This is a genomic window from Bradyrhizobium sp., assembly GCF_004799405.1.
In the GTDB taxonomy this organism is placed as follows: domain Bacteria; phylum Pseudomonadota; class Alphaproteobacteria; order Rhizobiales; family Xanthobacteraceae; genus Bradyrhizobium.
Genome location: NZ_SSMW01000089.1, coordinates 20,409 through 45,915, shown reverse-complemented (window position 1 = coordinate 45,915; position 25,507 = coordinate 20,409). Strand labels below are relative to the sequence as shown.

Genomic DNA, 25,507 nt, shown 5'->3' with positions numbered 1-25,507 from the left:
TGCGAAGACGTGCTTCGCACTTTTGCCCCGGCAATGACGAAAAAGAGCTCGCTGCAAGATTTGGACTTACAGAGAGCGCTGGATGGTCTCCACGCGATAACACTCGATGACATCGCCGGCCCGCATGTCGCCGTAACTCTCGAACGCCATGCCGCATTCCTGGCCCGAAGCCACTTCCTTCACTTCGTCCTTGAAGCGCTTCAGTGTCGACAGCTTGCCTTCATGCACGACGACATTGTCGCGAATTAGGCGGACGTTGGCGCCGCGTTCCACCGTCCCATCCGTTACCCGGCAGCCTGCCACCTTGCCGACCTTGGAAATGTTGAAGATTTCCAGGATCAGGGCATTGCCCAGCATGGTCTCGCGCAGCGTCGGGGCCAGCAGGCCGGACATCGCCTTCTTCACGTCGTCCACGAGGTCGTAGATGATGTTGTAGTAGCGGATTTCGATGCCATTGCGCTTGGCCGCGGCCGCGGCTTCCTTGTGGGCGCGAACGTTGAAGCCGATGATGGCGGCGTTGAAACCTTCCGCCAGCGTCACGTCGGATTCCGAGATGCCGCCGACACCGGCATGCAGGATGCGCGCGGTGACTTCGTCGGTGCCGAGCTTGTCGAGCGATCCGAGGATCGCTTCGAGCGAGCCCTGCACGTCGGCCTTGATGATCAGCGGGAAATCCTTGCGGCCCGTGGTCTTGAGCTGCGACATCATCTGCTCAAGCGATCCGCGCATGCCGGAAATGTTGGCTGCGGCATTCTCGCGCTTCTGGTGGGCGCGGTAGCTCGTCACCTGGCGGGCGCGGGCTTCGTTTTCCACGACGGCGAGACGATCGCCGGCTTCCGGCGGCCCGTTGAAGCCGAGCACCTCGACCGGCACCGAAGGTCCGGCCTCATCGATCGCTTCGCCCTGGTCCGAAATCAGCGCGCGGACCCGGCCCATTTCGGCGCCGGCCACCACGATATCGCCGACCTTCAGCGTTCCGCGCTGTACCAGCACGGTGGCGACCGGGCCGCGGCCGCGATCGAGCTTGGCTTCGATCACGGTGCCTTCGGCGGGACGCGACGCATTGGTCTTGAGGTCGAGCAATTCGGCCTGCAGCGCGATCATTTCCAGGAGCTTGTCGAGGTTGGTCTTGTTCTTGGCGGAGACCTCGACATCGACAACGTCGCCGCCGAGGGATTCGACCTGAACTTCGTGCTGCAGCAGTTCGGTACGCACGCGCTCCGGTTTGGCGTCGGGCTTGTCGATCTTGTTGATCGCCACGATCATCGGAACCTTGGCCGCCTTGGCGTGATGGATCGCCTCGACGGTCTGCGGCATCACGCCGTCGTCGGCCGCGACCACCAGGATCACGATGTCGGTTACCTTGGCGCCGCGTGCCCGCATCGCGGTGAACGCGGCGTGGCCGGGGGTGTCGATGAAGGTGATTTTCTTGCCGCTTTCCGGCGAGGTCACCTGATAGGCGCCGATATGCTGGGTGATGCCGCCGGCTTCGCCCGACACCACATTGGCGTGGCGCAGCGCGTCGAGCAGCGAAGTCTTGCCGTGATCGACGTGGCCCATCACGGTCACGACCGGCGAGCGCGGTTCGGTATCGGTCGAGTCGTCGACGATGTCGAACAGGCCTTCCTCGACGTCGGCCGCCGCGACGCGCTTGACGGTGTGGCCCATTTCCTCGGCGATCAGTTGCGCGGTGTCCGCGTCGATCACGTCGGTGATCTTGTGCATCGCGCCCTGCTTCATCAACAGCCGGATGACGTCGACCGCGCGCTCGGACATGCGGTTGGCGAGCTCCTGGATATTGATAGCTTCGGGGATGATCACTTCGCGGACGAGCTTTTCCTTTGGCTCGTTCGACTGATGCCCCTTCAGGCGTTGGGTGCGGCGGCGGAACGACGCGATCGAGCGCTCACGCACGTCATCGGCGTTGAGCGCGGTGACCAGCGTCAGGCGTCCGCGCTGCTTCGCCGGCGCGGGCTTGGCGGTCGCCTTTGGCGCGGTCGCGGGGCGAACCACGCCGCCGGGGCCGCGGCGAACCTGGCGCGGACCGTCATCTTCATCCGAAAGGTCGGCGGCGACGCCGGGCGCTCGCGCGGTAGGCAGAGCGGCGCGGGCCGTCGATGCAGCCTTGGCTTCGGCCTCGCCGAAACGCTTCTTGGCTTCGGCCTCGGCCTTGCGCTTGGCCTCCTCGTCCTGCCGGTGACGGTCTTCCTCGGCCTTGCGGCGGGCTTCGGCGGCTTCCCGCTCGGCCTGCTCGATGCCTTCCTTGCTGTTGCGGCGCTTGGCTTCCTCTTCCTGCCGGTGACGCTCTTCGACGTCGCGGACCTTGGCATCGGCCAGCGCGCTGGCGCGCGCGGTACGCTCGTCCTCGGTCAAGGTGCGCAGCACCACACCCGAATTGCTGCGTGGCGCAGCCGCCGGCGTGGCAGGGCGGGTGAGCGGCGCCTTGGCCGGCGCGGCCTTGGCGACAACCGGCTCCGGCGCGTGCGACGCATCCGTTACGGGCGCGTCGCCGCCAATGCGGCGCTTGCCGCGCTTTTCGACCACGACCTGCTTGGTGCGGCCATGGCTGAAGCTTTGCTTCACGGTGCCCGTCTCGACGCGCGGCTTGAGCGTCAAGGTCTTGTTCGGGACACTCAATTTCCTGTCGCCAGGCGTTTTATCAACCATTCAGCAGTCCTAATCTTGGTTAAGTCGTGCGTGTCCGCACGGTCTGTATCGGCGAATTCTGGGTCGCATGGCCGGCTGTCTTGTCGTCATCCGCCATCCGGTATCGGACCAGGAACTGGCTGCGCGACAGGAACGTTTTGCTCGCCGGGCCCGCGAGCAGGGCAGCATGTATCACATTTGACCGGCCCAGTGCCAAATCCAATTGTTCCGAAGTCAGCGCCGTGACCACCGGGAATTCGCTGGAATCATCGCCATTTCCGGTGTTTTGCCGGGCGAAGGCGTCCAGTTTGCGGATTCCGTCGGCTGCGCCGTCCGAGGCATGGATCAGGGCCTGAACTCGCCCCTGATGCCGGCCGGCCTGCCGCTGCGCCAGCGCGTCCTCGACCTTGCCGAAGCCGGAGATGACCTGGCCTGCCTTGGCGGCCATCGCGAGCGCGTCGATGACGCTGCGCACCAGCAAGGCTTCGGTGTCCGCCGCCAGTGCTGGCGTCGCCCGGACGTCGCGCTTGAAGCCCTTGCCGAACTGGTTACGCCGGGCGGCTTCCGCAACCGCCTGCCGTGAGGCCGAAACCCACAGGCCCCGGCCCGGAAGCTTGCGTTTCAAATCCGGAATCACCTCGCCGGACGGCGAGACAACGAAACGGATCAACTCGTCGATCGGCCGCACCTGCCGCGTGACCGCGCACATCCGCACGGTCGCGGACCTGTCGGTCCGCGGTCCGTTGTCGAGATCGGGGTCGGCGAAAGCGAGCATGCGTGTAACATCGTCCTTTTCATTGGTGCGAGTCCCGGTCGTAAAACCGGTACCCGCCTTTGCGGAACCGGCGCATCAAACCGGCTGGTCTTCGGAAGCCTCAGCCTCGTCGGTCTGCTTGACGAGATCGGCCTCGGTGATCCAGCCGGCGATGACGCGCGCCTGCATGATCATGTTCTCCGCCTCGTCGCGCGAGGTCTCGTTGGGATCGAGGATGCCGGGATGCTTGGTCGGCTCGCCGCCTTCCTTGCGCTCGGTCCAGCCGACCAGATCGTCAGTGGCGCAACCGGCCAGATCCTCGACGGTCTTGATCTCGTTCTCGCCGAACTTCACCAGCATCTTCGAGGTCACGCCGGGCACCGTCTTCAAAGCGTCATCCACACCAAGTTCCTTACGTTTGTTTTCGAGCTCGTTTTCGAGTTGTTCGAGATATTCGCGCGCCCGGCTCTGCAGTTCGTTGGCGGTCTCCTCGTCGAAGCCTTCAATGCCGGCCAGTTCCTTGACATCGACCAGCGCCAGTTCCTCCACCGAGGTAAAGCCTTCCGACGCCAGCAATTGGCCGACGACTTCGTCGACGTTCAGCGATTCCATGAATACCCGGGTGGAGTTTTCGAAATCGGCCTGGCGGCGCTCGGATTCTTCCTGCTCGGTGAGAATGTCGATATCCCAGCCGGTCAGTTGCGAAGCGAGACGCACGTTTTGTCCGCGCCGGCCGATCGCCAGCGACAGTTGGTTATTGGTGTCGGGGACCACGACCTCGATCCGCTCGCGCTCTTCGTCGATCACGACCTTGGCGACTTCGGCAGGCGCCAGCGCGTTGACCACGAAGGTCGCGATGTCGGGCGACCACGGAATGATGTCGATCTTTTCGCCCTGCAATTCATTGACCACGGCCTGCACGCGCGAGCCGCGCATGCCGACGCAGGCGCCGACCGGATCGACCGAGGAATCCCGCGAAATCACGCCGATTTTCGCGCGCGATCCGGGATCGCGGGCCACCGCCTTGATCTCGACGATACCGTCGTAGATTTCCGGCACTTCCTGCGCGAACAGCTTGGCCATGAATTGCGGATGGGTGCGGGACAGGAAGATCTGCGGTCCCCTGGTTTCGCGCCGCACGTCGAAAATATAGGCGCGAACGCGATCGCCGTTGCGGAATACCTCGCGCGGCAGCATCTCGTCGCGGCGCACGATGGCTTCGCCGCGGCCGAGATCGACGATGACGCTGCCATATTCGACGCGCTTGACGATGCCGTTGACGATATCGCCGATGCGATCCTTGAATTCCTGATATTGCCGGTCGCGCTCGGCCTCGCGCACCTTCTGCACGATCACCTGCTTGGCGGATTGCGCGGCGATGCGGCCATATTCCAGCGGCGGCAGGGTATCGGCGATGGTGTCGCCGACCTGCGCGCCCGGATTGGCGCGCTGGGCGTCGATCAGCGAGATCTGGTTCGCCGAATTCTCCACCTGGTCGACCACCAGCATGTGCCGCGACAGCCGCAACTCGCCCTTCTTGGCGTCGATCTCGGCGTGAACGTCGGTCTCGGCACCGTAGCGCGCCCGCGCCGCCTTGGCGATGGCGTCCTCCATCGCCGCGATCACGATGCCGCGGTCGATCGACTTCTCGCGCGCGACCGCGTCCGCGATCTGCAGCAGTTCGAGTTTATTGGCGCTGACAGCTGCCATGGCTCAGTCTCCTTCGATGTGATCGATTTGGCCTCGCCGCAGTCTTTCCGCGGCAAGACGGTGTTCCTTGGTGTTTTTGGGTGCGCTCTTGTGCGCTTTCAGTTTCGGTTTCGGGGCGTAGCTCTTTTTCGGGTCGCTCTTCTTCGCATAGGGCGGCGGAGCAGGCTTGAGCCCCAGATTCTCCTTGAGTTCGCGTTCGGCAAGCTTGCCGCGCCGCATCGATTCGGCGATCAACTCGTCGGTCAGAACCAGTCTTGCGTCCGCGATGTCTTCCATCACCAATACGACCTCGGCATCTTCGCCGGCGCGTGTGTCATCGCGATGTAACCGCACCGCGTCGCCTTCGACGCCGCCAAGGGTGCCGCGAAATCGCTTGCGGCCCTGATGGGCGACCGCCATCTCGATCTTCACGAGATGACCGGCATAGCGTTCGAAATCGGAGCGGCGCACCAGCGGCCGGTCGATCCCCGGCGAGGAAATCTCCAGACGGTAGGCGCGGTCGATCGGGTCGGCGACGTCGAGTACCGGCGACAGCGCCCTTGAGATCGCCTCACAATCGTCGATCTGCATCGATCCGTCGGGCCGTTCCGCCATGATCTGGACGGTGCAGCCGAATTCCCCTGAAATCCTGATCCGGACCAGCCGGTAGCCCATCGCCTGCAACACCGGGCCGGCAACTGCCGACACTCGCGCCGCCATGCCCGGCTCGACAACCAGGCGCGGTTCGGCAAGCAGATCGATGTCCACGGAACCAGCAGTTGGATCGGTCATGTCCAGTGTCAAAATAGGTCTAGTTTCGAGTTGTCTGACGAGTTTTGGGTCGAAGCTGGGCCATAACAGGCGGTCCGGCCGGGCTGCCCGAACGGAATCCAGCGTCGCAATCAGCGCCGGGCCGTTCAGGTAATAAAAAAGAGCGGGTCCGGAAGGGGCCCACTCTCAATACGCGATCGTATGAGAACCATAAGTTGCGGCTGATATAGCGGTTTTGGCGCGGTCCGGCAAGGCCTTGCGAGGCCGCCAAGCCGCGATTTTGCGGTTCTTTCCGGCGCGGTTTCAAACCTAACCCTTCCTTCACGAAGGCGACCTAAATTGCCGGGAACTCGCCAATGCGCCGGGTTTGAGTGCGTTTGATGACAGTCGCCACGTCACTGGTCCCCGGCCTCGATGAGATCGTTAAACACGGCGATCCCAAGCGCCGTGCCGAGGCTGCGCGGCGGATCTCCGAATTATTCCTGCAAGGCGCTGCGCATTTTCGGCCCAATCATGTCGAGATGTTTGACGGCTTTCTGATCGATCTCGTCCCGCATGCCGAACTGGCCGCACGCGCCGAACTGGCCGAACGGCTGTCGATCCTCGCCAACGCGCCAAAGAAGCTGGTCGGGCAACTGGCGCGGGAAGACGAGATACTGATCGCCGGTCCCTTGCTGCGCCGGTCGCCTGTCATCGATGACAAGTCCCTGGTCGAAATTGCACGCATGAAGGGTCAGGGCCACTTGCTGGCGATGTCGGAACGATCCAGCCTTTCGCCCGATGTTACCGACGTCATCGTGCGCCGTGGCGACCGCGATACGCTCAGGCGCGCCGCCGGCAATGCGGGCGCGCTTTTCTCCCAGGCCGGATATTCGGCGCTGATCAAGCGCGCCGGCCTCGATGGCGTGCTGACGCTCACCGTCGGCCAGCGCGACGATCTCTCGGCGCCGCAATTGAAGAACCTGCTGGCGGGGTCGATCGATATCGTCCGCCGCCGCCTGTTCGAGGTGGTCAAGCCGGAACGACAGACCGCAATCAAGCAGGCCATGAGCGATATTTCCGGCGTGCCCGAACGGGTAGAGACCCGCCGCGACTTCGCGCCGGCGCAGCGTGCGATACTCGCGCTGCATCGCGCCGGGGCATTGAATGAAGGCGCGCTGCTCGACTTTGCCAAGTCTCACAAATACGAGGAATCGGTTGCCGCCCTTTCGGCCATGTCGCGGGTGAAAATCGCCACCCTCGACCGCCTGATTGCGGGCGACCGCCAGGATCCGATCCTGATCGTCGGCAAGGCGATCGGCCTGGAATGGGCGACCGTGCGCGCGTTGATCCTGCTTCGGTTGGGGCCAAGCCGGGTGCCGTCTCCGACCGATATCGAGAACGCCCGCGTCAACTTCGCGCGCCTGATGCCTTCCACCGCCGAGCGGGTGGTGGGTTTCTGGCAGACCAGACAATCGGCGTAGGCCTACTCCCAATGCGCGGCTGCGCGCGCTATGCTCATGCTTGAGGCGGCACCGCGCTGCCGGGAGAGGAAAATGCTGACGGACGCCGATATTCAATTGCATGCCGGCAAAATCCGCGACGACGGCTACACCGTGATCGAACGCGCCGTCGATCCGGATCTGGTCGAGGGACTGAGGCGCGCGCTGGAGCGCACCGAGCGCGAGCATGCTATCGGCCCCGCCAGGACCTCGTTCGAGGGCTTCAAGACCGTCCGTATCAACAATCTTCTGACTTATGACGATTTGTTCTGGCAAGTGCCGCTGCACGAAAATGTTCTGCCCGTCGTGGAGCGGGTGCTGGACCGAGAATGCCTGCTGTCGTCGTTCTGCTCGCTGGTGCTCGGGCCGGGCCAGGAGGCGCAGCCGATCCACGAGGACACCCAGTTGATCCCGCTGCCGCGCCCGCACATCCCGATCACCGTCAATGCGATCTGGGCGCTGTCGGACTTCACCCATGACAACGGCGCGACGCGGATCGTGCCGGGCAGTCACAAGTACGATTCAGCGCCGCAATACGGCAAGCACTACGATGCCGTGACCGCGACCATGCCAGCGGGCAGCGTGATGTTGTTCGACAGCGCGCTGTGGCACGGTGGCGGCGCCAACAACACGGACGACAGGCGCTTTGCGTTTTCCTGCGCCTATTGCTGGGGCTGGATGCGGCAGCAGGAGAATCTGCAACTCGGCATTCCCCAACAAACCGCGCGGCGATTTCCGCGCCGGCTGCAGGAACTCTGCGGTTACAGCGTCTACAAGGGACAGTTCGGGCACATCGACAATCACGACCCGATCGAGTTGTTGGGGCGCGAGCGTGGCAAGCGGATGGTGTGGGAAGCAACCGACGCGCGCAAAGCACGGACGGGCGAGGCGAAATAGACTGACGGCTCAGGTTTTGCGAAACCGCAGATACGCCGCGTGGCGGCCCTCGCGCTCGGCCTTGCGTCCGTAGCGCGTCATCGTGTAGCCGTCCCACGGCAGCCGCCAGTCATTGGCCCGTTCCGCGGTCCACGTGAAATCCGGCGAGCGCAACAGATGCGCCAGCGTCCATGCGCAGTAATCGGCGATATCGCTGACGAAACGAAATTCGCCGTCTTTTTTCAGGACCCGCGCCATGGCGGCGAGGTTGGCGTCCTGGACGAAGCGCCGCTTCCAGTGCCGCCGCTTCGGCCACGGATCGGGATGGATCAGATCGATCCGCGCCAGCGAACCTGCTGGCACCCATGCCAGTAGTTCGGCGGCATCGCCGGCGAACAGCCGGATGTTGCCGATGCTATGGGCTTCGATCTGCGTCAGGATTTTCGCCATGCCGTTGACATAGGGCTCGCAGCCGATGAAGCCGACCTTCGGAAAGCCCAGCGCTTCTGCGATCAGATGTTCGCCGCCGCCGAATCCGATTTCGAGCCTGACCTGATCGACCGGGCAATCGAACAGGTCGGCGAGATCGGGCGGACACTGGCCGTCGATGTCGAGCGAAAGCCGCGGCAGCAGACGGTCGATCAGGTCGGCCTGGCGGCTACGGAGTTTATGGCCCTTGCGCCGCCCGAAAAATGAACCCTGCGGGTGTGTGGCGCCGCTGTCCTCGGACGCCGCGCTGTTGCCGGGATTGCGGGCCGCAGCGCTCATCGCAGCGTCTGATAGAGCCGGTGCAGCAGCCGCGCCCTCGGCTCGATCGACGAAATATACATCTGCTCGTAATGGGTATGGGCGCCCTGGCCATCGACGCCGAGACCGTCGAGGGTTGCGGTATGCGGCGCGGTGAAATTGCCGTCGGAGCCGCCGCCGGTCGAGGTATCCACCAGATCGAAACCGATTTCGGCGGCGAGCGTTTTGGCATGTTCATAAAGCGCGGCTCCGGCGTTGCCCTTCTCGTAAGGCGGCCGGTTCAGTCCGCCGGCGACCTTGACGCTGACGCCTTCGCTGCGCGATTTCAGGTTCAATATTTTCGGAACCAGTTCGTCGGCATCCGCGATGGTTGGAACGCGCATATCGACCTCGGCATAGGCTTCCTCGGCGATGACGTTCGGACGCGTGCCGCCTCTGACAACGCCGACATTGACGGTCACGCCCCGCTTGATGTCGGTCATGGCCTCCAGCGTCTGAATCACATTGGCGAGTTCGCGGATGGCGCTGCGGCCGTCTTCGGGCCGTGTGCCGGCATGCGCTGGCACGCCTTTGACGAAAACATCGAAGCGCGCGACGCCCTTGCGCCCGGTGACGATCTTTCCGCCATCGCGGGCGGGCTCGGTGACCAGCACGTATTTGGCCTTGCGCCCCTCGGCCTCGATCAGCGCGCGCGAGGTCGGACTGCCGATTTCTTCATCGGAGACGTAAAGCTGGGTGACGCCGAGCGGCGAACGCCCGGCCGTGGCGCAAAGCTGCCGGAACGCATGGTAGGCGAGATAGGCTCCGCCCTTCATGTCATAGATGCCCGGGCCGAAAGCGCTGTCGCCCTCGATCTTGAACGGCAACCGCTCGATGAATCCCATCGGGTGCACGGTATCGAGATGGCTGAGCACCAGGATTCCCGGTTCATCCTGGCCCCATGACGAGCGCGCCACGATATGATCGCCGCAGCCGCTATGGCCTGCGACGCGCTCGATGGTCGCAGGCAGATCGCGATAGCCGTCCGCGACCACGGTGGCGAGCTTGTTGACCTGGCCGGAGGCTTCGGTCGGCGTCTCGATTTCGACCCAGCGGCGGATACCCTCGAGAATGGTTTTCGAATCGAAAGGATTTGAAGAAGTGCCGATCATGTGCGTGCCGTGCCTTGGAACAAGTTGATCATTGTCATTTGCGGGTTCGACGCCTCGCGCCACCCGGAAATGACGTTTCTACACCGAAGCGCCGCAAAATGATGATTTTTCTAGCGCTTGTCCGGGCCTTCGCGCGCGGCGATCTGCTCGACCATCTCGACGATGCTGCGCCGAAGCTTGGCGTCGGTGATGCGTGTGAAGGCGCGGGTCAACGCCAGGCCTTCGGCGGTCGCGAGGAAATCCGAAATGTAGGCCGGCGAGGTGCCTTCGCGGAAGCCGCCTGCGCTGGTGGTGCCGCTCGGGCCGCCCTCGAACAAGAACGACACCGGAACCTGGAGTATTTCGGAGATCTGCTGAATCCGGCTTGCGCCGACCCGGTTGGTGCCCTTCTCGTATTTCTGAACCTGCTGGAAGGTGAGGCCCAGGGCTTCGCCGAGCTTTTCCTGACTCATGCCGAGCATGATGCGGCGCATGCGCACCCGGCTGCCGACATATTTGTCAACAGGGTTGGGCGCTTTGGTCGACATCTCCAGCACTCCTCGGGATCACGTCAGCGCAATCGCGCGCGCCAAACCGCAGTACGCATCGGGGACAAATGCCGCCAAATCATGCCCAAAGGATAAAGTTAAAATTGCGGACAACTTGAGCAACGAATTGACTGATCTGTTTTTGGCCATCGACCAGAATGCGAATTGCAGCGCCGATCTGTCAACTGCTGGATTCCCGCTTGTCGAGAATCCGTTCCGACGGGCGGAACAAACGTGGCGATTACAGGCTTCAGGACGGTCGCTTCGCGATGCGCCGGCGAATGACGAACACAAAGCCGGCGGCGACGATCAGCGCGGCGGGAATGTTGCCGGTCCGCGCATAGATGGTCGGCGGAATCGCCGAAGGCAGGCTGGAATCAAGCACGCCTTCGAGTCCAAGACCCAGCCGTGCGACGATCCGTCCCATTGGGTCGATGACGGCGGAAATGCCGGTGTTTGCAGCACGAACCAACGGCAGGCCTTGTTCGATCGCGCGCAGGCGCGCCTGCTGCAGATGCTGATAGGGCCCGGTCGAGATTCCAAACCAGCCGTCATTGGTCAGGTTGATGATCCAGCCCGGACGATCGGCGCCTGTCGCAACGTCACCGGGAAAGATCGCTTCATAACAGATCAAGGGTAGCACCCGCGGCGCGTTTGGGACGTCCATGGGCTTGCGGTGCACGCCCGGAATAAATCCACCCTGAACCTTGGTGAGCTGAACAAAGCCCAGTTTTTCCATCAGGTCCTGAAACGGCAGATATTCGCCGAACGGGACCAGATGCAGCTTGTCGTAAACCGACAGCACGCTGCCGTCGTGATCGATGGCGTAGATTGAATTATAGGCGCGCGTGACCTTTGTGCCGGGCGGCAGGTCGGGTGCGCGCACCGAGCCGGTGATCAGGATGGTGCCCTTGGGAAGCAGATCGGCGATCTGCGCCATCGCGTCGGCCTCGCGCGTCAGGAAAAACGGGAACGCCGATTCCGGCCAGACCAGGATGCTGGCGTCGCGCACGCCGGTGGACTGCGGCCCGGACGCGCGATCGGAAAGCGTCAGGTATTTTTGCATCACGTCCGCCTTGGCGGAATAGTTGAATCGGACGTCCTGCTGCAGATTGGGCTGCATGATCCGCAGCCTGACGTTTGCAACCTCGGAGGTGGGATGCAAGCCCAAGCGGGCAGCGCCGAAAATTCCCATCGCGATCAGCAGCGACAGCGCCATCGCCGGAGCAATCCATGGTCGTCGTCCGGATGAATTCCCATCGATCAACACCGCCGGGCTGGCGAAGATCGCCACGCCAAGAAACGTCAGGCCCCAGAGGCCGATCAGCGATGCGGTTTGCGCCAGCGCCAGCGGCTCCGTCAGCGCGTAGCCGAACGTGTTCCATGGAAAACCCGTAAGGATATGGCCGCGCAGCCATTCGCTGACCGTGAGGCTTGCCGCGAGTGCGATCACGCGCGAGGCGTCCGTGGTCCAGACCAGCCGCGCCAGCGCGAAACCGAACGCGGTGAACAGGGCGAGGTAAGCGGGCAGGCCGAGTACTGCAAGCGGCATCAGCCAGGCGAAAGTAGGGGCATCGACCAGGAACGCGTAGCCGATCCAGTACAATCCCGGCACGAAATAGCCGAGGCCGAACCACCAGCCGGTCATTGCCGCTGCCGGTACGCCGCGCCAGCGTCCGGCGCCGGCGCCGTCGATCAGCCAGACCATCGCCGGAAAAGTCAGGAACAGCACCGGCCAGGCATTGAACGGCGCCATGGCCAAGGTCGACAGCGCGCCCGCGACAAACGCAATGGCGGCGCGCTTCCAGCCCCATGACAGGATGATTGCAAGACCGGCCGCGCGGAGTTTGTTCGCGGTCATCACTGCGAACCGGCCCCGTCGCCGGGCGGCGGGCTCGCACTTTCACCAGCCTGAGGTGTTCCGGCCTCGGGCACGGCTTCGCGGCGGCGAATCTCGCGCTGGCCTCGCGCCGGGGGACGTTCCTTGCGCATACCGATACGCAGGCGCTTGACGCGTCTCGGATCGGCATCGAGCACTTCGATTTCGAAATTGCCGGGGCCGGAAATAACTTCGCCGCGCACCGGCAGGCGCCCGACATGGGTGACGAGATAACCGCCGAGGGTCTCGACTTCTTCTCCGGCCTCGCCGGTGACGAAATCCTCGCCGATCACCGAGCGGACGTCGTCGAGACTGGCGCGCGCGTCGGCGATAAAAGTATTGTCCGCCTGCCGCACGATCGCCGGTGGCTCGTCGCTGTCATGCTCGTCGTCGATCTCGCCGACGATCTGTTCGACGATGTCCTCGATCGACACCAAGCCGTCGGTTCCGCCGTATTCGTCCACCACCAGCGCCAGGTGGATGCGCGAGGCCTGCATCTGCGCTAACAGATCGATCGCCCGCATCGACGGCGGCACGAACAGCAGCTTTCGAATGATGTTGGCGTCAGACAGCGGCAGCGCGAGATCGACCGCACGCAGATCGAGACCGGCCGGGAAAGATTTCTTGCGCTTGGCTTTGCCGATATCCGGCACCCGCGCTTTCGCGGTCATGAATGCCAGGAGATCGCGGATATGCACGATGCCTTCGGGGTCGTCAAGGGTCTCATCATAGACCACCAGACGCGAATGCGCCGCACTTTCGAACAGGCTCATCAATTCGCCGAGCGGAATGTCGCGCTTGACCGCGACGATGTCGGCGCGATGGACCATCACATCGGCGATGCGCCGCTCGTGAAGGCCGAGGATATTGCGCAGCATGGTGCGCTCGGTGGCGGAAAAACCCACCTCGTCCGGCGTGCTTGCATCGAGCACGACCTGCAGGTCGTCACGGACCGATCCCGGCTTCCAGCCGAACAGCGTGCGGATCGCGCGGGTCAGCCAGTTGTCGGCGGCAGGGCGCAGAATCTCACCGGGCTCCACCACCGCCGGCAGGTTGCGGGTGTTGCGCGGATTGTCGTGGGTCGGTTCGGAATCCGCCATCTCAGTCGATCCGCCCGCGATCCGCGTAGGGATCGGGAATGCCGAGTTGCGCCAGAATCTCGGTCTCGAGCGACTCCATCGCCGCAGCGTCGGCGTCTTTCTCGTGGTCGTAACCGATCAGATGCAGGAAGCCATGGACCGCAAGATGGCTGAGATGATGATCGAACGGCTTTTGCTCGTCGTCCGCCTCCGCACGGGTGGTCTGATAGGCGATGGCGATGTCGCCGAGCATGCGCGGGGCATCGTCGGGGCCGCCGCCGGTCGGCGGCAAGGCCGGGAACGACAGCACGTTGGTCGGCTTGTCGATGCCACGCCAGTTCGAGTTCAGCGTGCGAATTCCGGCATCGTCGGTCAGCATCACCGCAAGTTCGGCTTCGCCCAAGCCCGCATCGGCTATCCCGGCCGCGGCCGCGACGGCGCGATGAATGACGGCTTCGGCATCGGGCTCCGACTGCCAGCAGTCGGCGACCACGAGAACCTCGGTTATCGGAAGGGCAGAGCGCGCCATCGATCCAGAACTTCGTTTGCGGCCAGAACTCGTCTTCAGCGCCCTTGCGGCGGTCAATTTCCGCATCAAGGTTTGGCGGTTGCCGGCCGCTGCGGCAATCCCTCATAGGCGGCGACGATCCGCGCCACCAGCTCGTGGCGAATCACGTCCTCGGCAGTGAACTTCACCTGGGCGATACCCTCGACGCCGTCGAGCAATCTGGCGGCTTCGGCGAGACCCGAAGTCTGGCCGTTCGGCAGGTCGACCTGGGACGGATCGCCGGTGATGATCATGCGGCTGTTTTCGCCAAGCCGGGTCAGGAACATCTTCATCTGCATCGAGGTGGTATTCTGCGCTTCGTCCAGAATGATGGCGGCGTTGGTCAGGGTCCGGCCGCGCATGAAGGCCAGAGGCGCGATCTCGATTTCGCCGGTTTGCAGCGCGCGCTCGACGATCCGCGAATCCATCAAGTCATACAGCGCGTCGTAGATCGGCCGCAGATAAGGATCGACCTTCTCGCGGAGGTCGCCGGGCAGAAAGCCGAGCCGCTCGCCGGCCTCGACCGCGGGCCGCGACAGGATGATGCGATCGACTTCCTTGCGCTCGAACAATTGCGCGGCATGAGCCACCGCGAGCCAGGTCTTGCCGGTGCCCGCAGGCCCGATGCCGAACACCAGTTCATGCTTCTTGAGCGCGCGGATGTAGGAATCCTGGGCCGCGGTGCGCGCCCGCACCGGCCGCTTGCGCAGATTGATGGTCTCAAACGAAGTCCTGGCCGCCTTGGTATCGAATTCGAACAGTGATCCCTGGGCTACGACGGCGCGAATGGCGCCCTCGACGTCGCCCTGCGCCAGGTCGTGCCCCTGTGTCGCCTGCGCGTACAGCGTTTCCAGCACGCGCCGCGCGGCATCGCAGCCGTCGCGCGAGCCCGCAATGGTGATGTGGTTGCCGCGCGAGTCGACCACCACGCCGAGCCGGCGTTCGATCAGTGCCAGGTTTTGTCCGTAGGGCCCGACCAGCGCGGACGCCGCGCGATTGTCATCGAAGTCGATGACCACTTGCGTTTCGGGCGGGATTTGCAGGTCGCGGTCGAGTTTTCGGCTGGGAGCGAGCGAAGGCGAATCCGATGCGCTTTTTGGCAAGGGTTCAGGCTCCAATTGTCGTTTGAGAAGAAACAGGCTGCGCGGATCGCGCATGTGCAGCGGTCGCGAGTTCGCCGAGCAGGCTGTAGCGCTCAAGACTTTCGATGTTGACCGGCAACACCTGGCCGATGATGTCCACGGAAGCCATCACATGCGCCGGCTGCAGGTAGGCGGTGCGGCCGACGATCTGGCCGGGATTGCGGGCGGTGCGCTCGAACAGCACATCGACGGTTTTGCCAATCATGGCCTTGTTGAAGGCCGATTGCTGGCTGTCGATCAATTCCTGGAGCCGCACCAATCGCTCATCCATTTCAGCCGCTGACACCGTCTCCCGCATGTCCGCCGCCGGCGTGCCGGGCCGCGGCGAATACTTGAACGAATAAGCGCCAGCGTATCCGATTTGTGCGACCAGTGCGAGGGTGCTCGCGAAATCTTCCCCGGTCTCGCCGGGGAAGCCGACGATAAAATCCGATGAAAATGCAATGTCTTGCCGGGCGGCACGAAAACGGTCGATGACGCGGCGATAATCGTCGGCGGTGTGCTTGCGGTTCATCGCCGCGAGAATCCGATTCGAGCCGGATTGCACCGGCAGATGCACGAACGGCATCAGCGCCGGCAGATCGCGGTGCGCTTCGATCAGCGTCTCGTCGACATCGCGGGGGTGGCTGGTCGAGTAGCGCAAACGGACGATACCTGGAATCGCCGAAAGATGCCGCAGCAAGGTTCCGAGCGGCCAGGCGCGCCCGTCCGGTCCTTCGCCGTGATAGGCGTTGACGTTCTGCCCGATCAGCGTGATTTCGCGCACGCCGTTGTCGGCGAGCCGGCGCACATCGTCGGCGATCTTCGCCACCGAACGCGACACCTCGGCGCCGCGCGTGTAAGGCACCACGCAGAACGTACAGAATTTATCGCAGCCTTCCTGCACCGTTACGAAAGATGAAATGCCGCGGGCGCGGATCGCGTCCGGCCTCGGCGGCGCCAGAAATCCGAATTTGTCCTCGACGGGAAATTCGGTCTCCAGCGCGCGTCCATGGCTTTTGGCGTGCGCCAGCAATTGCGGCAGGTGATGATAACTCTGCGGGCCGACCACGACATCGACCACCGGCGCGCGGCGGATGATCTCGCTTCCTTCCGCCTGCGCGACGCAGCCCGCCACGGCGATGCTCATGGTGCGTCCCTGCCGCGCGGCTTCGTCCTTGGCGACGCGCAACCGCCCGAGTTCCGAGTAGACTTTTTCAGAGGCCTTTTCGCGGATGTGACAGGTGTTGAGGATCACCAGGTCCGCATCGTCCACGCTTGCAGTCTCGACAAAGCCTTCCGGCGCCAGTGTGTCCACCATGCGTTGCGCATCGTAGACATTCATCTGACAGCCGTATGACTTGATATGCAGCTTGCGCGGCGGATTCATGGAACCTGAATGCTGGCTGGAGATGGCGCCATTGCGACGTGAAGCTCAATTATAGGTTAAAGCGTGGAAAATCCACTGCTTAACCCCATCATTTGGGTCGGTGTGGAGACGGTCATCCCGGCCTGGTGCCGGTCAATTTGCCGCGACCGACTCGATCAGTCCGGGCAATTGCCGCATGTCGTCGAACGTCTTGGCTGCCCCGGCGGCGTGCAGCCGGTCGGCGTAACCGGGCCGGCAGTGGCTGCCGCCATGAAAGCCCAACACCGTCATCCCGGCGGCCCGCGCACCGGCGATACCGGGCATGCTGTCCTCGATCACGAGACATCGCGCGGGCGACACCGCCATTTGGGCGGCGGCGAACAGGAACAAGTCGGGTGCCGGCTTGCCGCGCTCGACCTGTGTAGCCGAGAAAACATGAGGGCTGAAGAGATCATAAAGCCCGGCGCAGGTGAGGCCATGGCGAATTTTCTCGGGCGTGCCGCTTGATGCCACGCATTTCGGCAGGCTGATCGCCGCGATCGCTTCGCCGACATGGAGGACAGGCTTGAGATCGTCGGCGTAACGTTGCAGCGTGGCCTGTTTCACCTCAATTTCAAAATCTTCCGGAAGATTGCGGCCGAGTTCCGTCTCGATGGTCCGCCGCGCCTCGCTATCCGAGACGCCGAGGAAACGATCGAGCACCTGATCGGCGGTGATGGGATAGCCGTGGCGGGTCAGGGTTGCCGCATGCGCGCGGCATGAAATGACCTCGCTATCGACCAGCACGCCGTCACAGTCGAAAATGATGAGATCGAAGTTTGAGGTCAAGGGTTGTACGCGATCACTGCTTGTCGTCGTCCAGCGGGACACAATACAGTTCCAGCCGGTGATCGACCAGCTTGAAGCCGAGCTTGCGGGCGATTTCGGCCTGCAGCTTCTCGATTTCCTCCGAGGTGAATTCGATCACCTTGCCGTCGCGCAGATTGATCAGGTGGTCGTGATGGCTGTCGCGCATCTGTTCGTAGCGGGCGCGGCCCTCCCGAAAGTCGTGGCGCTCGATGATGCCGGCGTCCTCGAACAGCTTGACGGTGCGGTACACCGTCGAGATCGAGATCTTGTCATCGACCGCGACACAGCGGCGGTACAGTTCCTCGACGTCGGGATGATCCAGCGCCTCGGCCAGCACCCGGGCGATCACCCGGCGCTGTTCGGTCATGCGCATGCCGGTGGCGGCGCAGCGCGCTTCAATTTCAGTCGGCTTCAGCGCGGACATGGATTTCAACGCGGTCATGGCGGTTTGGTCCGGATAATGACGCCTGTTCTGCCACCGCGCGCGCGTTACGACAAGTCGCGGCGCATCAAGACGGCGTTCAATTGTTCCCCGCCGGGCTGCCGGTAATAGCGTTCGCGGCGCCCCGTCACGGCAAATCCGGCACCGTCATATAGCCGCCGCGCCGCCTGATTGTTTTCCTCGACCTCGAGGAACACCGTGCGTATGCCCCGGCCGGCGAGATGGCCGAGATGGGTCAGCAGCAGGTTGCGCGACAGGCCGCGTCCGCGATAGTTCGCCGCAATCGCGATCGACAATATTTCGGCCTCGTCCGCCGCCATGCGCGACACCGCAAACCCAATGACTTTTCTGCCCGATTTCAGGCGATGCACCAGCGTATTGCGCTCGGTCAGCATGGCCTCGAATTCGCCTTCGCCCCATCCGCGGTGAAACGATGCGCCGTGGATTTGGGCCAATACCGACGCATCGCGCAGCGTGGCGGGCTCGATCACCACCGGACCGCCGCTCCACAGGCTGGAAAACCACGCGGTCATGACGCCGAAGGCTGCGGAGGATTTTGCAGCATGTCCTTCTGAGGTTTGGCGTCGGGCGCGCGCAGGTAATAGGGCCGGGCCGGCGCGGTGTTGGGACTGACCGCGGCCCCCAGCCAGGCTACCCAGGTAATATCCGGGGCCGGCAGCATGTCTACCTTGAACGGCGGGGCGGCGTGCGCCGGCCAGCGGTCGGCGAGAATTTTCGCGGCATTGCCGACCAGCCAGGGCGCGCCGAACCGCGATGCGCCAAGTGCTTCCTCGATCGGCGCGACGCGGGGCCGGATCAACGAACCGCCATTGCCGCTGACCACCTGATAATACACCTGGTCATGCCGCGCATCGATGGCGGAGATCACCGGTTGTTCGCTGTTCTGGCTGACGACGGGTGCTGCGTAGGCGGTCAGCGTGGTCACCCCGACCACCGGCTTGTTGGCGGCGAGGCCGATGCCGCGCGCGGCGGACAATCCGACGCGCAGCCCGGTAAAGCTGCCGGGACCGGTGGTCACCGCCACGCGGTCCAGTGAAGCGAACGCGATACCGGATGCCTTGATGACGCGCGCGATCAGCGGCATCAACGCCTCGGCATGGCCGCGCTTCATCGGTTGCGATTCCTGCGCAATCAGCTGGCCGGCGCCGGCGTCGAGCACGGCAGCGGCGCAGGCATCCAGCGCGGTGTCGATGGCGAGGATCAGCATGGGCCGAGGTATAGCAGACCCGGAAACGTTACGTCACATTTCGTGGTGAGCTCCCTCCCCCGCAAGCGGGAGAGGTGGACCGAGTCCGATCACATCGGCCGGACTTCGACCACGTCGGGCACGAAATGCTTCAGCAGGTTCTGGATGCCGTGCTGCAGTGTCGCGGTCGACGACGGGCAGCCGGCGCAAGAGCCCTTCATGTTGAGATAAACGATCCCGTCCCTGAAGCCGCGGAACGTGATGTCGCCGCCGTCGCTGGCGACTGCCGGGCGTACCCTGGTCTCGATCAGGTCCTTGATGGTCGCGACCGTCTCGGCGTCGGCCTCGTTGAAGAACTCATCCTCCTCGTCGGAAGCCTCGTCACTCGCGGCGCTGCCATCGGCCAGCAGCGGCGCGCCGGACATGTAATGCTCCATGATGGCGCCGAGGATTGCCGGCTTGAGATGCTGCCAGTCGCTGTCGTCCTTGGTCACGGTGACGAAGTCGGAGCCGTAAAACACGCTGGTGACGCCGGGCACGCCGAACAGTCTTGCGGCGAGCGGCGAACGCGCGGCAGCCTCGGCGTTGACGAATTCCATGGTGCCGCTGTCGAGCACGGCGCGGCCGGGAATGAATTTCAGGGTGGCGGGATTGGGAGTGGCTTCGGTCTGGATGAACATGGCTTTCTCCGGCGTCGCCGGTTCAAGGCCGGCGCGTTGGCTTCCTTAGCAGATGGCGACGGCAAACGCACGGTCAAGGGGCGGGTTTAGCTCCGACGCCGGTTCCTACGACAGCGCGTCGATATCCCGGTCGCTCAAATCACCGGATATAATGGTGACGGGGATCGGGAACGTACCGACCGCGTCCGCCATCGTGGTGATGATCGGGCCCGGACCTTCCGGGCCGGGATTGGCGGCCAGCACCAGCATCGCGATATCGACGTCCTTGTCGATCACGTCGAGAATCTGCTCGATCGGATCGCCCTCGCGGATCACCCGTTCAGGGGTGATCGCGGCGATGCCATTGGCGCGGCCGGACGCACGATCGAGCGCGGCGTCGGCAGCCTCGTGCGCCTCGGCGCGCATGATGTCGGCGACCCCGAGCCACTGCTGGTTCTGGTCCTCGGTCTCGATGATGCGCAGCATCACCACGCCGCCGCCGGCCCGGACCGCCCAGCGGCTGGCGTAGTAGACCGCGCGGTCCCATTCCGCGGTGTCGTCAACGATGACCAGACATTTTGGCTTGTGACCCGTCTCGTAGCTTTGTCGCTGGGTGGTCATGCATGTCCCGTGGCTTGCGCCAAACCGGCGCATGCTGCCACGGCCCGGCCATCCCCGACAAGCGGCGTTGAAGGACGCGCCGTCGATTTCGTGATCGATCAGGAAAGTCAGCGCTTGTGGACGAAACCGAGGATGTCCCTTGTCGCATTCATGGTTTCGACGGCGATGGCGCGGGCGCGATCGGCGCCGTCGACCAGGATCCGGTCGACATGACCGGGATCGGCGACCAGCCGCTTCATTTCGGCGGCGATCGGCGACAGCTTGGTAACGCAAAGTTCGACCAGCGAATTCTTGAAGCTCGAGAATTGCCCGCCGCCGAATTCGCGCAGCACGTCGGATTTCCTGCGGCCCGACAGGGCGGCATAAATCCCGACCAGATTGTCGGCCTCGGGACGCGTCTCGAGGCCCTTTTCCTCCGACGGCAACGGCTCGGGATCGGTCTTGGCCTTGCGGATCTTCTGCGCGATGGTGTCGGCATCGTCGGTGAGATTGATCCGCGAATTGTCCGAGGTGTCGGACTTCGACATCTTCTTGGTGCCGTCGCGCAAGCTCATCACCCGCGTCGCGGGCCCCGTGATCAGCGGCTCGGGTTGCGGAAAGAACAATCCGTCGGCAAAGCCGTGCTCGCGGATCGAGTCGCCGAAATCATTGTTGAATTTCTGCGCGATATCGCGCGACAGTTCGAGGTGCTGCTTCTGGTCCTCGCCGACCGGCACATGGGTGGCGCGATAGACCAGGATATCGGCCGCCATCAGCACCGGATAATCGTAGAGTCCCACGGAAGCGTTCTCGCGGTCCTTGCCGGCCTTTTCCTTGAACTGCGTCATGCGGTTGAGCCAGCCGACCCGCGCCACGCAGTTGAAGATCCAGGCCAGCTCCGCATGCCCGGATACCTGGCTCTGGTTGAACACGATGTGCTTGTTCGGATCGATGCCCGAGGCGATGAAGGCGGCGGTCACTTCCCTGGTGTTGCGCGCAAGCTCCGCCGGGCCGCCCCAGACCGATACCGGTTGGGTCAGCGCGTGCATGTCGACCACGCAATAGAGGCAGTTGTGGGTTTCCTGCAGCTTCACGAAGTTGACGATCGCGCCGAGGTAGTTGCCGAGATGCAGATTGCCGGTCGGCTGGACCCCCGAAAAAACCCGCTGTATGAACCCCATGGAAGTTGTTCCCGTGCATGCGCTTTCTGCGCCGTCCATTGCCGACAGGCGCCGCGCGCCGTCCATTGCCACGCGAGACCTAGCGGCGCAAGTCGCCGGGCGGTGTTTGCCGGATGGCGGCAATCGAATCAGCCCAGTTGACGACGCCGAACAGGGTCAGCAGCAGCCCGTAAATCGCGATTCCGCCGACAATGACAAGGCCGAGAACGGCGGCCTGGACGAGGCGGTGCGCATCCGCCGCCGATGACAGCGCCAACGCTTCCGTCAGCCACAGCAATCCGCCCATCAGGACGGCTGCGATCACGATCCGCGGCAGTCTCCGCCGCGCGTCGGCATCGATTGAAAATCCGAAGCTCATGGCACCCCGGCGCATCAACGCGATCGCGCCGCTCCATGCTCCCAAGGCGATGCTGGCGGCGATGCCGGCGGTGCCGAACAAGCGGCCGAACACCACCGCCGAGACGATCGCGACCGCAAATCCCTTGAGCGTCGCCGACAGCGGCGTCGTGGTATCGCCGCGGGCAAAGAAGGCCGGCGACAGCGCCTTGACCAGCACATGGGCGGGCAGGCCGAGCGAAAGCCACACCAGCGCATGCGCGGTCGCCTGGGTGTCGGCGGCGGTGAACACGCCGTGTTCGAACAGCATGCGCACCACCGGCTCGCTCAGCACCATCAGTCCCAGCGTTGCCGGTAACGCCAGTCCGACCGCGAGTTCGAGACCGCGGGATTCCGCGCGCATCATCGCACCGCGGTCGTCGCCACGCAGCGCCCGCGTCAGTTCCGGCACCAGCACCGTGCCCATGGCGACGCCGACGATGCCGAGCGGCAATTCCACCAGGCGGTTGGCAAAATACAGCCACGACACCGAGGCGGGCGACAACGAGGCGATGATGGCGCCGGCGACGATCAGCAATTGCGGACCGCAATTGGCGACCATGCCGGGGATCGCCTTGCGGAAGAACCCGCGCATCTCGGCATCGAAGGCAATTTGCGGCGGCGTCGCAAGGCTGCCGCCCGGCAATACCAGGATCAGCAGTTGCAGCAGCCCGGCGATGCCGACGGCCGCTGCCGTCACCGACGCGGCGATCGATGCATCCTGCCGCCAGACCAGCAGCGCCAGCATCACGGCGATCAGGGCGATGTTGAACAACACCGGCGCGAACGCCGTCAGCGCGAAACGATTCTCCGCGTTCAGCACGCCCATCATGACGGCCACGGGCCCCGCGAAAGCCAGATAAGGCAGCATTAGCCTCGAATCATCGACGGCCAGTTGCATTGTGTCATGCCCGATGAAGCCCGGCGCTAGCGCCGGGATCACCAGCGGCATCGCGAGGCCGAGGATCGCCGCGGCCACGACCAGTGCCGCGCTGACAGTGCCGAGCACCCGGCCCGCGAGCGCGGCGGCAGCAGCGCCGTCGATCTCGCGCGCCTGAAGATAGGCCGGCACCAGCGCGGCATTGAGCGCGCCTTCGGTTGTTAGCCGCCGCACCACATTGACCAGTTGAAACGCCACCAGGAACGCATCGGCCACCGGCCCCGCGCCAAGCAGCGCCGCAATCATGGCGTCGCGCGCAAAGCCCAGCAGCCGCGAGGCCAGCGTTCCCGTCGACACGGTGAGAATCGGGCGGATCATGGCACCATCTATAGCAGCGCTTGCTGGCCTGGGGATGAACGTGATAGGTCGCGGCACCTTCACGGGAATTTTTGCAACGGGATAATCTCGATGGCTGAGGCCAAATACGACGTTCTCGGGATCGGCAATGCGATTTTCGACGTGCTGGTGCAGACCGATGAACGCTTTCTCAGCCTTCATGGCATGACCAAGGGCGGCATGATGCTGATCGACGAGGCCCGCGCCGAGTCGATCTATCGGGATATGGGCCCGGCGGTGGAGATGTCCGGCGGCTCGGCGGCCAACACCATTGTCGGAATCGCCAACCTGGGCGCGCGAGCCGCTTATGTCGGCAAGGTCAAGGACGACCAGATCGGACGTTTGTACACGCACGACATTCGCGCCGCGCAGGTCGCGTTCGAGACCAAACCCGCATCCGGCGGTCCGGCCACCGGCTGCTCCTACATCCTGGTGACGCCGGACGGCGAGCGCACCATGAACACTTATCTGGGCGCTGCGCAGGAATTGACGCCTGATGATATCGACGCCGCGCAGGTCGCGGCCTCCGCGTTTGTTTATCTCGAAGGCTATCTCTGGGATCCCGACAGCGCGAAGCAGGCCTTTGTGAAGGCATCGACGATCGCGCATGCGTCCGGGCGTCAGGTGGCGCTGACGCTGTCGGATGCGTTTTGCGTCGATCGCTATCGCGACGAGTTTCTCGACCTGATGCGCAAGGGCACGGTCGACCTGATCTTCGCCAATGAAGCCGAGTTGCATTCGCTGTACCAGACTGCGGATTTCGACACCGCGCTGAAGCAATTGCGCCGCGACATCAGGCTTGGGGTCGTCACCCGCAGCGAAAAGGGCTGCGTGGTGGCGTCGAACGACGGCGTCATCGCGGTGCCGGCCTTTCCGGTCGACACAATCGTCGACACCACCGGCGCCGGCGATCTGTTCGCCGCCGGATTTCTGTTCGGCCTGGTGCGCGGCGCCGGCTTCGAGGCCGCCGGCCGGCTCGGTGCATTGGCCGCAGCCGAAATCATCCAGCACATCGGCGCGCGGCCGCAGGTGTCGTTGAGGGAGTTGGCGGAGAAGGGCGGGTTGCCGGTTTGAGGCGGAGTTTTGCATGACGTCGTGAATCTTCGGCAAATCTCTGTGGCTCGCTCTGCCCTTGTGGGAACCCTTCAGTTGCGGCTTTCGCATCTTAATGGTTCGTTCCGGAGGAGTTGTTCCTCGCAATAAAATCAGGTATCCGATCAACGCCGTCGATCGGGTTCGTTTACAGCGCCGTGTCCGCGCGGGAATCCCAAGGTGTCTGAATTGAATGTTTCGATTGGCATCTATCAACCCCTCTTCGGCAGGGCTGTCCGCGAGTATCTTGATCCCGGTTTCATGGTTCTCGACTGGCTTGGCAACCCCGCTCCCGAATTGAGGGAACTCGCGCTTCACCATCACATCCTGCAGTCCCGTCTTTTTGAAAGACATGATCTTACCGGTCTTTTTTCCCCAAAGTTTTTCTCGAAGACCGGCCTCACTTCGTGCGAGGTGAAAGACTGGGTAAAACAAAATCCCGGGCACGATGTCTATTGCTTTGATGGCAGGCCGTTTGTCCCCTACACCCATTACAACAGCATAGAGCGAGGGGTTATCAACCATCCCGAGTTTGAGGATCTGACGCGGCGTGTTTGTCGCGCAATTGGATTTGATTTGCCTTCCGAATTAGGTCGTCAAACCAACCAACAAGCAATCCTTTGCAATTTTTGGTGTGCCAGTCCGAGTTTTTGGGAACGCTGGAGCAGGGAAATCGTATTGCCCATTTTCGAGCTTGTCCAAAGCGATGCGGTTCTGGCCCGCAAAGTGTTTTGCAAATTGCCATATCGCTCTCCAACCCCGGTCTTTCTGATCGTGTTTATTTATGAGCGAATGATGAGTTATTTCATCCAAATCAAGGGCATCAACGCCGCGATGTTCCCCTGGACCGCGGAACGGATACTTGGCCTGAATTGGGCTTCGCCCATGAGGGAGTACCTGGTTCACAACATTCCATGGATCGACGAACTGGATCGTTGCCGTCGATGGACATCGGATGACCGGGCAAAACTTGCCGACGCATATAGCGAGCTTGTCAGCCACGCCGACATTCGAGCTCACGAGGCCGATACTTTTAATCCGCACAATTACGATTTGCCCGCCCGCAAGCTGCCGCCTAAGGCTCTCAAGCACGAGCCGTCGCCGCTTGAGGGAGGCGGTGCTCAGTAAGGTGGGAAGGCTGATGGCCGGAGAGGGTTGCGCCGAAAAGCTGGATTCTCCAATGCATTTA

24 protein-coding genes are annotated in these 25,507 nt (G+C 63.4%); 4 read left to right on the top strand and 20 right to left on the bottom strand.

Going from position 1 to position 25,507, the window contains the following annotated elements:
• Positions 1-66: 66 nt before the first annotated feature.
• The 4 genes from infB to rimP all read right to left on the bottom strand — a co-directional run bounded on the left by infB (position 67) and on the right by rimP (position 5,881).
• Positions 67-2,667 (bottom strand): translation initiation factor IF-2, encoded by a 2,601-nt coding sequence (infB, locus tag E7813_RS14555; protein WP_291575047.1) that lies wholly within the window; start codon positions 2,665-2,667, stop codon positions 67-69.
• 19 nt (positions 2,668-2,686) lie between these two features.
• Entirely contained in the window at positions 2,687-3,421 is a 735-nt protein-coding gene (locus E7813_RS14550; protein WP_291575046.1) for an RNA-binding protein, read from the bottom strand.
• 75 nt (positions 3,422-3,496) lie between these two features.
• On the bottom strand, positions 3,497-5,110 hold the full coding sequence (gene nusA / locus E7813_RS14545; RefSeq protein ID WP_291575044.1) for a transcription termination factor NusA: 1,614 nt from the start codon (positions 5,108-5,110) through the stop codon (positions 3,497-3,499).
• Between the two features lie 3 nt (positions 5,111-5,113).
• The gene (rimP, locus tag E7813_RS14540; RefSeq protein WP_291575042.1) at positions 5,114-5,881 is read right to left on the bottom strand and encodes a ribosome maturation factor RimP; all 768 of its coding nucleotides are present in this window, start codon (positions 5,879-5,881) and stop codon (positions 5,114-5,116) included.
• 359 nt (positions 5,882-6,240) lie between these two features.
• Here rimP and E7813_RS14535 point away from each other — a divergent pair, with 359 nt between their 5' ends.
• Positions 6,241-7,323, top strand: coding sequence for a DUF2336 domain-containing protein (locus E7813_RS14535; protein ID WP_291575040.1), 1,083 nt, complete (start codon positions 6,241-6,243; stop codon positions 7,321-7,323).
• 72 nt (positions 7,324-7,395) lie between these two features.
• Entirely contained in the window at positions 7,396-8,238 is an 843-nt protein-coding gene (locus tag E7813_RS14530; RefSeq protein ID WP_291575038.1) for a phytanoyl-CoA dioxygenase family protein, read from the top strand.
• Positions 8,239-8,247: 9 nt separating this feature from the next.
• Here E7813_RS14530 and E7813_RS14525 read toward each other — a convergent pair whose 3' ends face one another.
• The 16 genes from E7813_RS14525 to murJ all read right to left on the bottom strand — a co-directional run bounded on the left by E7813_RS14525 (position 8,248) and on the right by murJ (position 23,208).
• Positions 8,248-8,985 carry a tRNA (guanine(46)-N(7))-methyltransferase TrmB gene (locus tag E7813_RS14525; RefSeq protein WP_291575036.1) on the bottom strand — a complete coding sequence of 246 codons (738 nt, stop codon included), beginning with the start codon at positions 8,983-8,985 and terminating at the stop codon, positions 8,248-8,250.
• Positions 8,982-10,115, bottom strand: coding sequence for a M20 family metallopeptidase (locus E7813_RS14520; protein WP_291575034.1), 1,134 nt, complete (start codon positions 10,113-10,115; stop codon positions 8,982-8,984). The genes E7813_RS14525 and E7813_RS14520 overlap by 4 nt, the downstream gene beginning before the upstream one ends.
• A gap of 110 nt (positions 10,116-10,225) precedes the next feature.
• Positions 10,226-10,642 (bottom strand): helix-turn-helix transcriptional regulator, encoded by a 417-nt coding sequence (locus E7813_RS14515; RefSeq protein ID WP_291575033.1) that lies wholly within the window; start codon positions 10,640-10,642, stop codon positions 10,226-10,228.
• Positions 10,643-10,892: 250 nt separating this feature from the next.
• On the bottom strand, positions 10,893-12,503 hold the full coding sequence (gene lnt, locus E7813_RS14510) for an apolipoprotein N-acyltransferase (RefSeq protein WP_291575032.1): 1,611 nt from the start codon (positions 12,501-12,503) through the stop codon (positions 10,893-10,895).
• Positions 12,503-13,621: a hemolysin family protein gene (locus tag E7813_RS14505; protein WP_291575030.1), complete on the bottom strand. Its 1,119-nt coding sequence runs from the start codon at positions 13,619-13,621 to the stop codon at positions 12,503-12,505. The genes lnt and E7813_RS14505 overlap by 1 nt, the downstream gene beginning before the upstream one ends.
• Before the next feature lies 1 nt (position 13,622).
• The gene (gene ybeY / locus E7813_RS14500) at positions 13,623-14,129 is read right to left on the bottom strand and encodes an rRNA maturation RNase YbeY (protein ID WP_291575028.1); all 507 of its coding nucleotides are present in this window, start codon (positions 14,127-14,129) and stop codon (positions 13,623-13,625) included.
• Between the two features lie 65 nt (positions 14,130-14,194).
• Complete coding sequence (locus tag E7813_RS14495) at positions 14,195-15,250, bottom strand: PhoH family protein (protein WP_291575026.1); 1,056 nt, start codon at positions 15,248-15,250, stop codon at positions 14,195-14,197.
• 4 nt (positions 15,251-15,254) lie between these two features.
• Positions 15,255-16,658, bottom strand: coding sequence for a tRNA (N6-isopentenyl adenosine(37)-C2)-methylthiotransferase MiaB (gene miaB, locus E7813_RS14490; RefSeq protein WP_291575024.1), 1,404 nt, complete (start codon positions 16,656-16,658; stop codon positions 15,255-15,257).
• 132 nt (positions 16,659-16,790) lie between these two features.
• Complete coding sequence (locus E7813_RS14485) at positions 16,791-17,465, bottom strand: HAD family hydrolase (RefSeq protein ID WP_291575023.1); 675 nt, start codon at positions 17,463-17,465, stop codon at positions 16,791-16,793.
• A gap of 13 nt (positions 17,466-17,478) precedes the next feature.
• Positions 17,479-17,928, bottom strand: coding sequence for a Fur family transcriptional regulator (locus E7813_RS14480; RefSeq protein ID WP_291575021.1), 450 nt, complete (start codon positions 17,926-17,928; stop codon positions 17,479-17,481).
• A 47-nt stretch (positions 17,929-17,975) separates the two neighbouring features.
• Complete coding sequence (gene rimI, locus E7813_RS14475; protein ID WP_291575020.1) at positions 17,976-18,461, bottom strand: ribosomal protein S18-alanine N-acetyltransferase; 486 nt, start codon at positions 18,459-18,461, stop codon at positions 17,976-17,978.
• Positions 18,458-19,156 (bottom strand): tRNA (adenosine(37)-N6)-threonylcarbamoyltransferase complex dimerization subunit type 1 TsaB, encoded by a 699-nt coding sequence (tsaB, locus tag E7813_RS14470; protein ID WP_291575019.1) that lies wholly within the window; start codon positions 19,154-19,156, stop codon positions 18,458-18,460. The genes rimI and tsaB overlap by 4 nt, the downstream gene beginning before the upstream one ends.
• An 89-nt stretch (positions 19,157-19,245) precedes the next feature.
• Complete coding sequence (locus tag E7813_RS14465; RefSeq protein WP_291575018.1) at positions 19,246-19,815, bottom strand: NifU family protein; 570 nt, start codon at positions 19,813-19,815, stop codon at positions 19,246-19,248.
• Positions 19,816-19,920: 105 nt separating this feature from the next.
• Complete coding sequence (locus E7813_RS14460; RefSeq protein ID WP_291575017.1) at positions 19,921-20,415, bottom strand: universal stress protein; 495 nt, start codon at positions 20,413-20,415, stop codon at positions 19,921-19,923.
• A 107-nt stretch (positions 20,416-20,522) separates the two neighbouring features.
• A complete protein-coding gene (gene trpS, locus E7813_RS14455) occupies positions 20,523-21,575 on the bottom strand; it encodes a tryptophan--tRNA ligase (RefSeq protein ID WP_291575016.1) in 1,053 nt (350 codons plus the stop codon).
• 79 nt (positions 21,576-21,654) lie between these two features.
• The gene (gene murJ / locus E7813_RS14450) at positions 21,655-23,208 is read right to left on the bottom strand and encodes a murein biosynthesis integral membrane protein MurJ (protein ID WP_291575015.1); all 1,554 of its coding nucleotides are present in this window, start codon (positions 23,206-23,208) and stop codon (positions 21,655-21,657) included.
• 90 nt (positions 23,209-23,298) lie between these two features.
• On the opposite strand from murJ, the gene E7813_RS14445 reads away from it, so the two are divergent.
• Complete coding sequence (locus tag E7813_RS14445) at positions 23,299-24,300, top strand: adenosine kinase (RefSeq protein WP_291575013.1); 1,002 nt, start codon at positions 23,299-23,301, stop codon at positions 24,298-24,300.
• A 198-nt stretch (positions 24,301-24,498) separates the two neighbouring features.
• Positions 24,499-25,446, top strand: a complete 948-nt coding sequence (locus E7813_RS14440; protein ID WP_291575012.1) for a hypothetical protein — start codon at positions 24,499-24,501, stop codon at positions 25,444-25,446.
• The last annotated feature ends 61 nt before the right edge of the window (positions 25,447-25,507 follow it).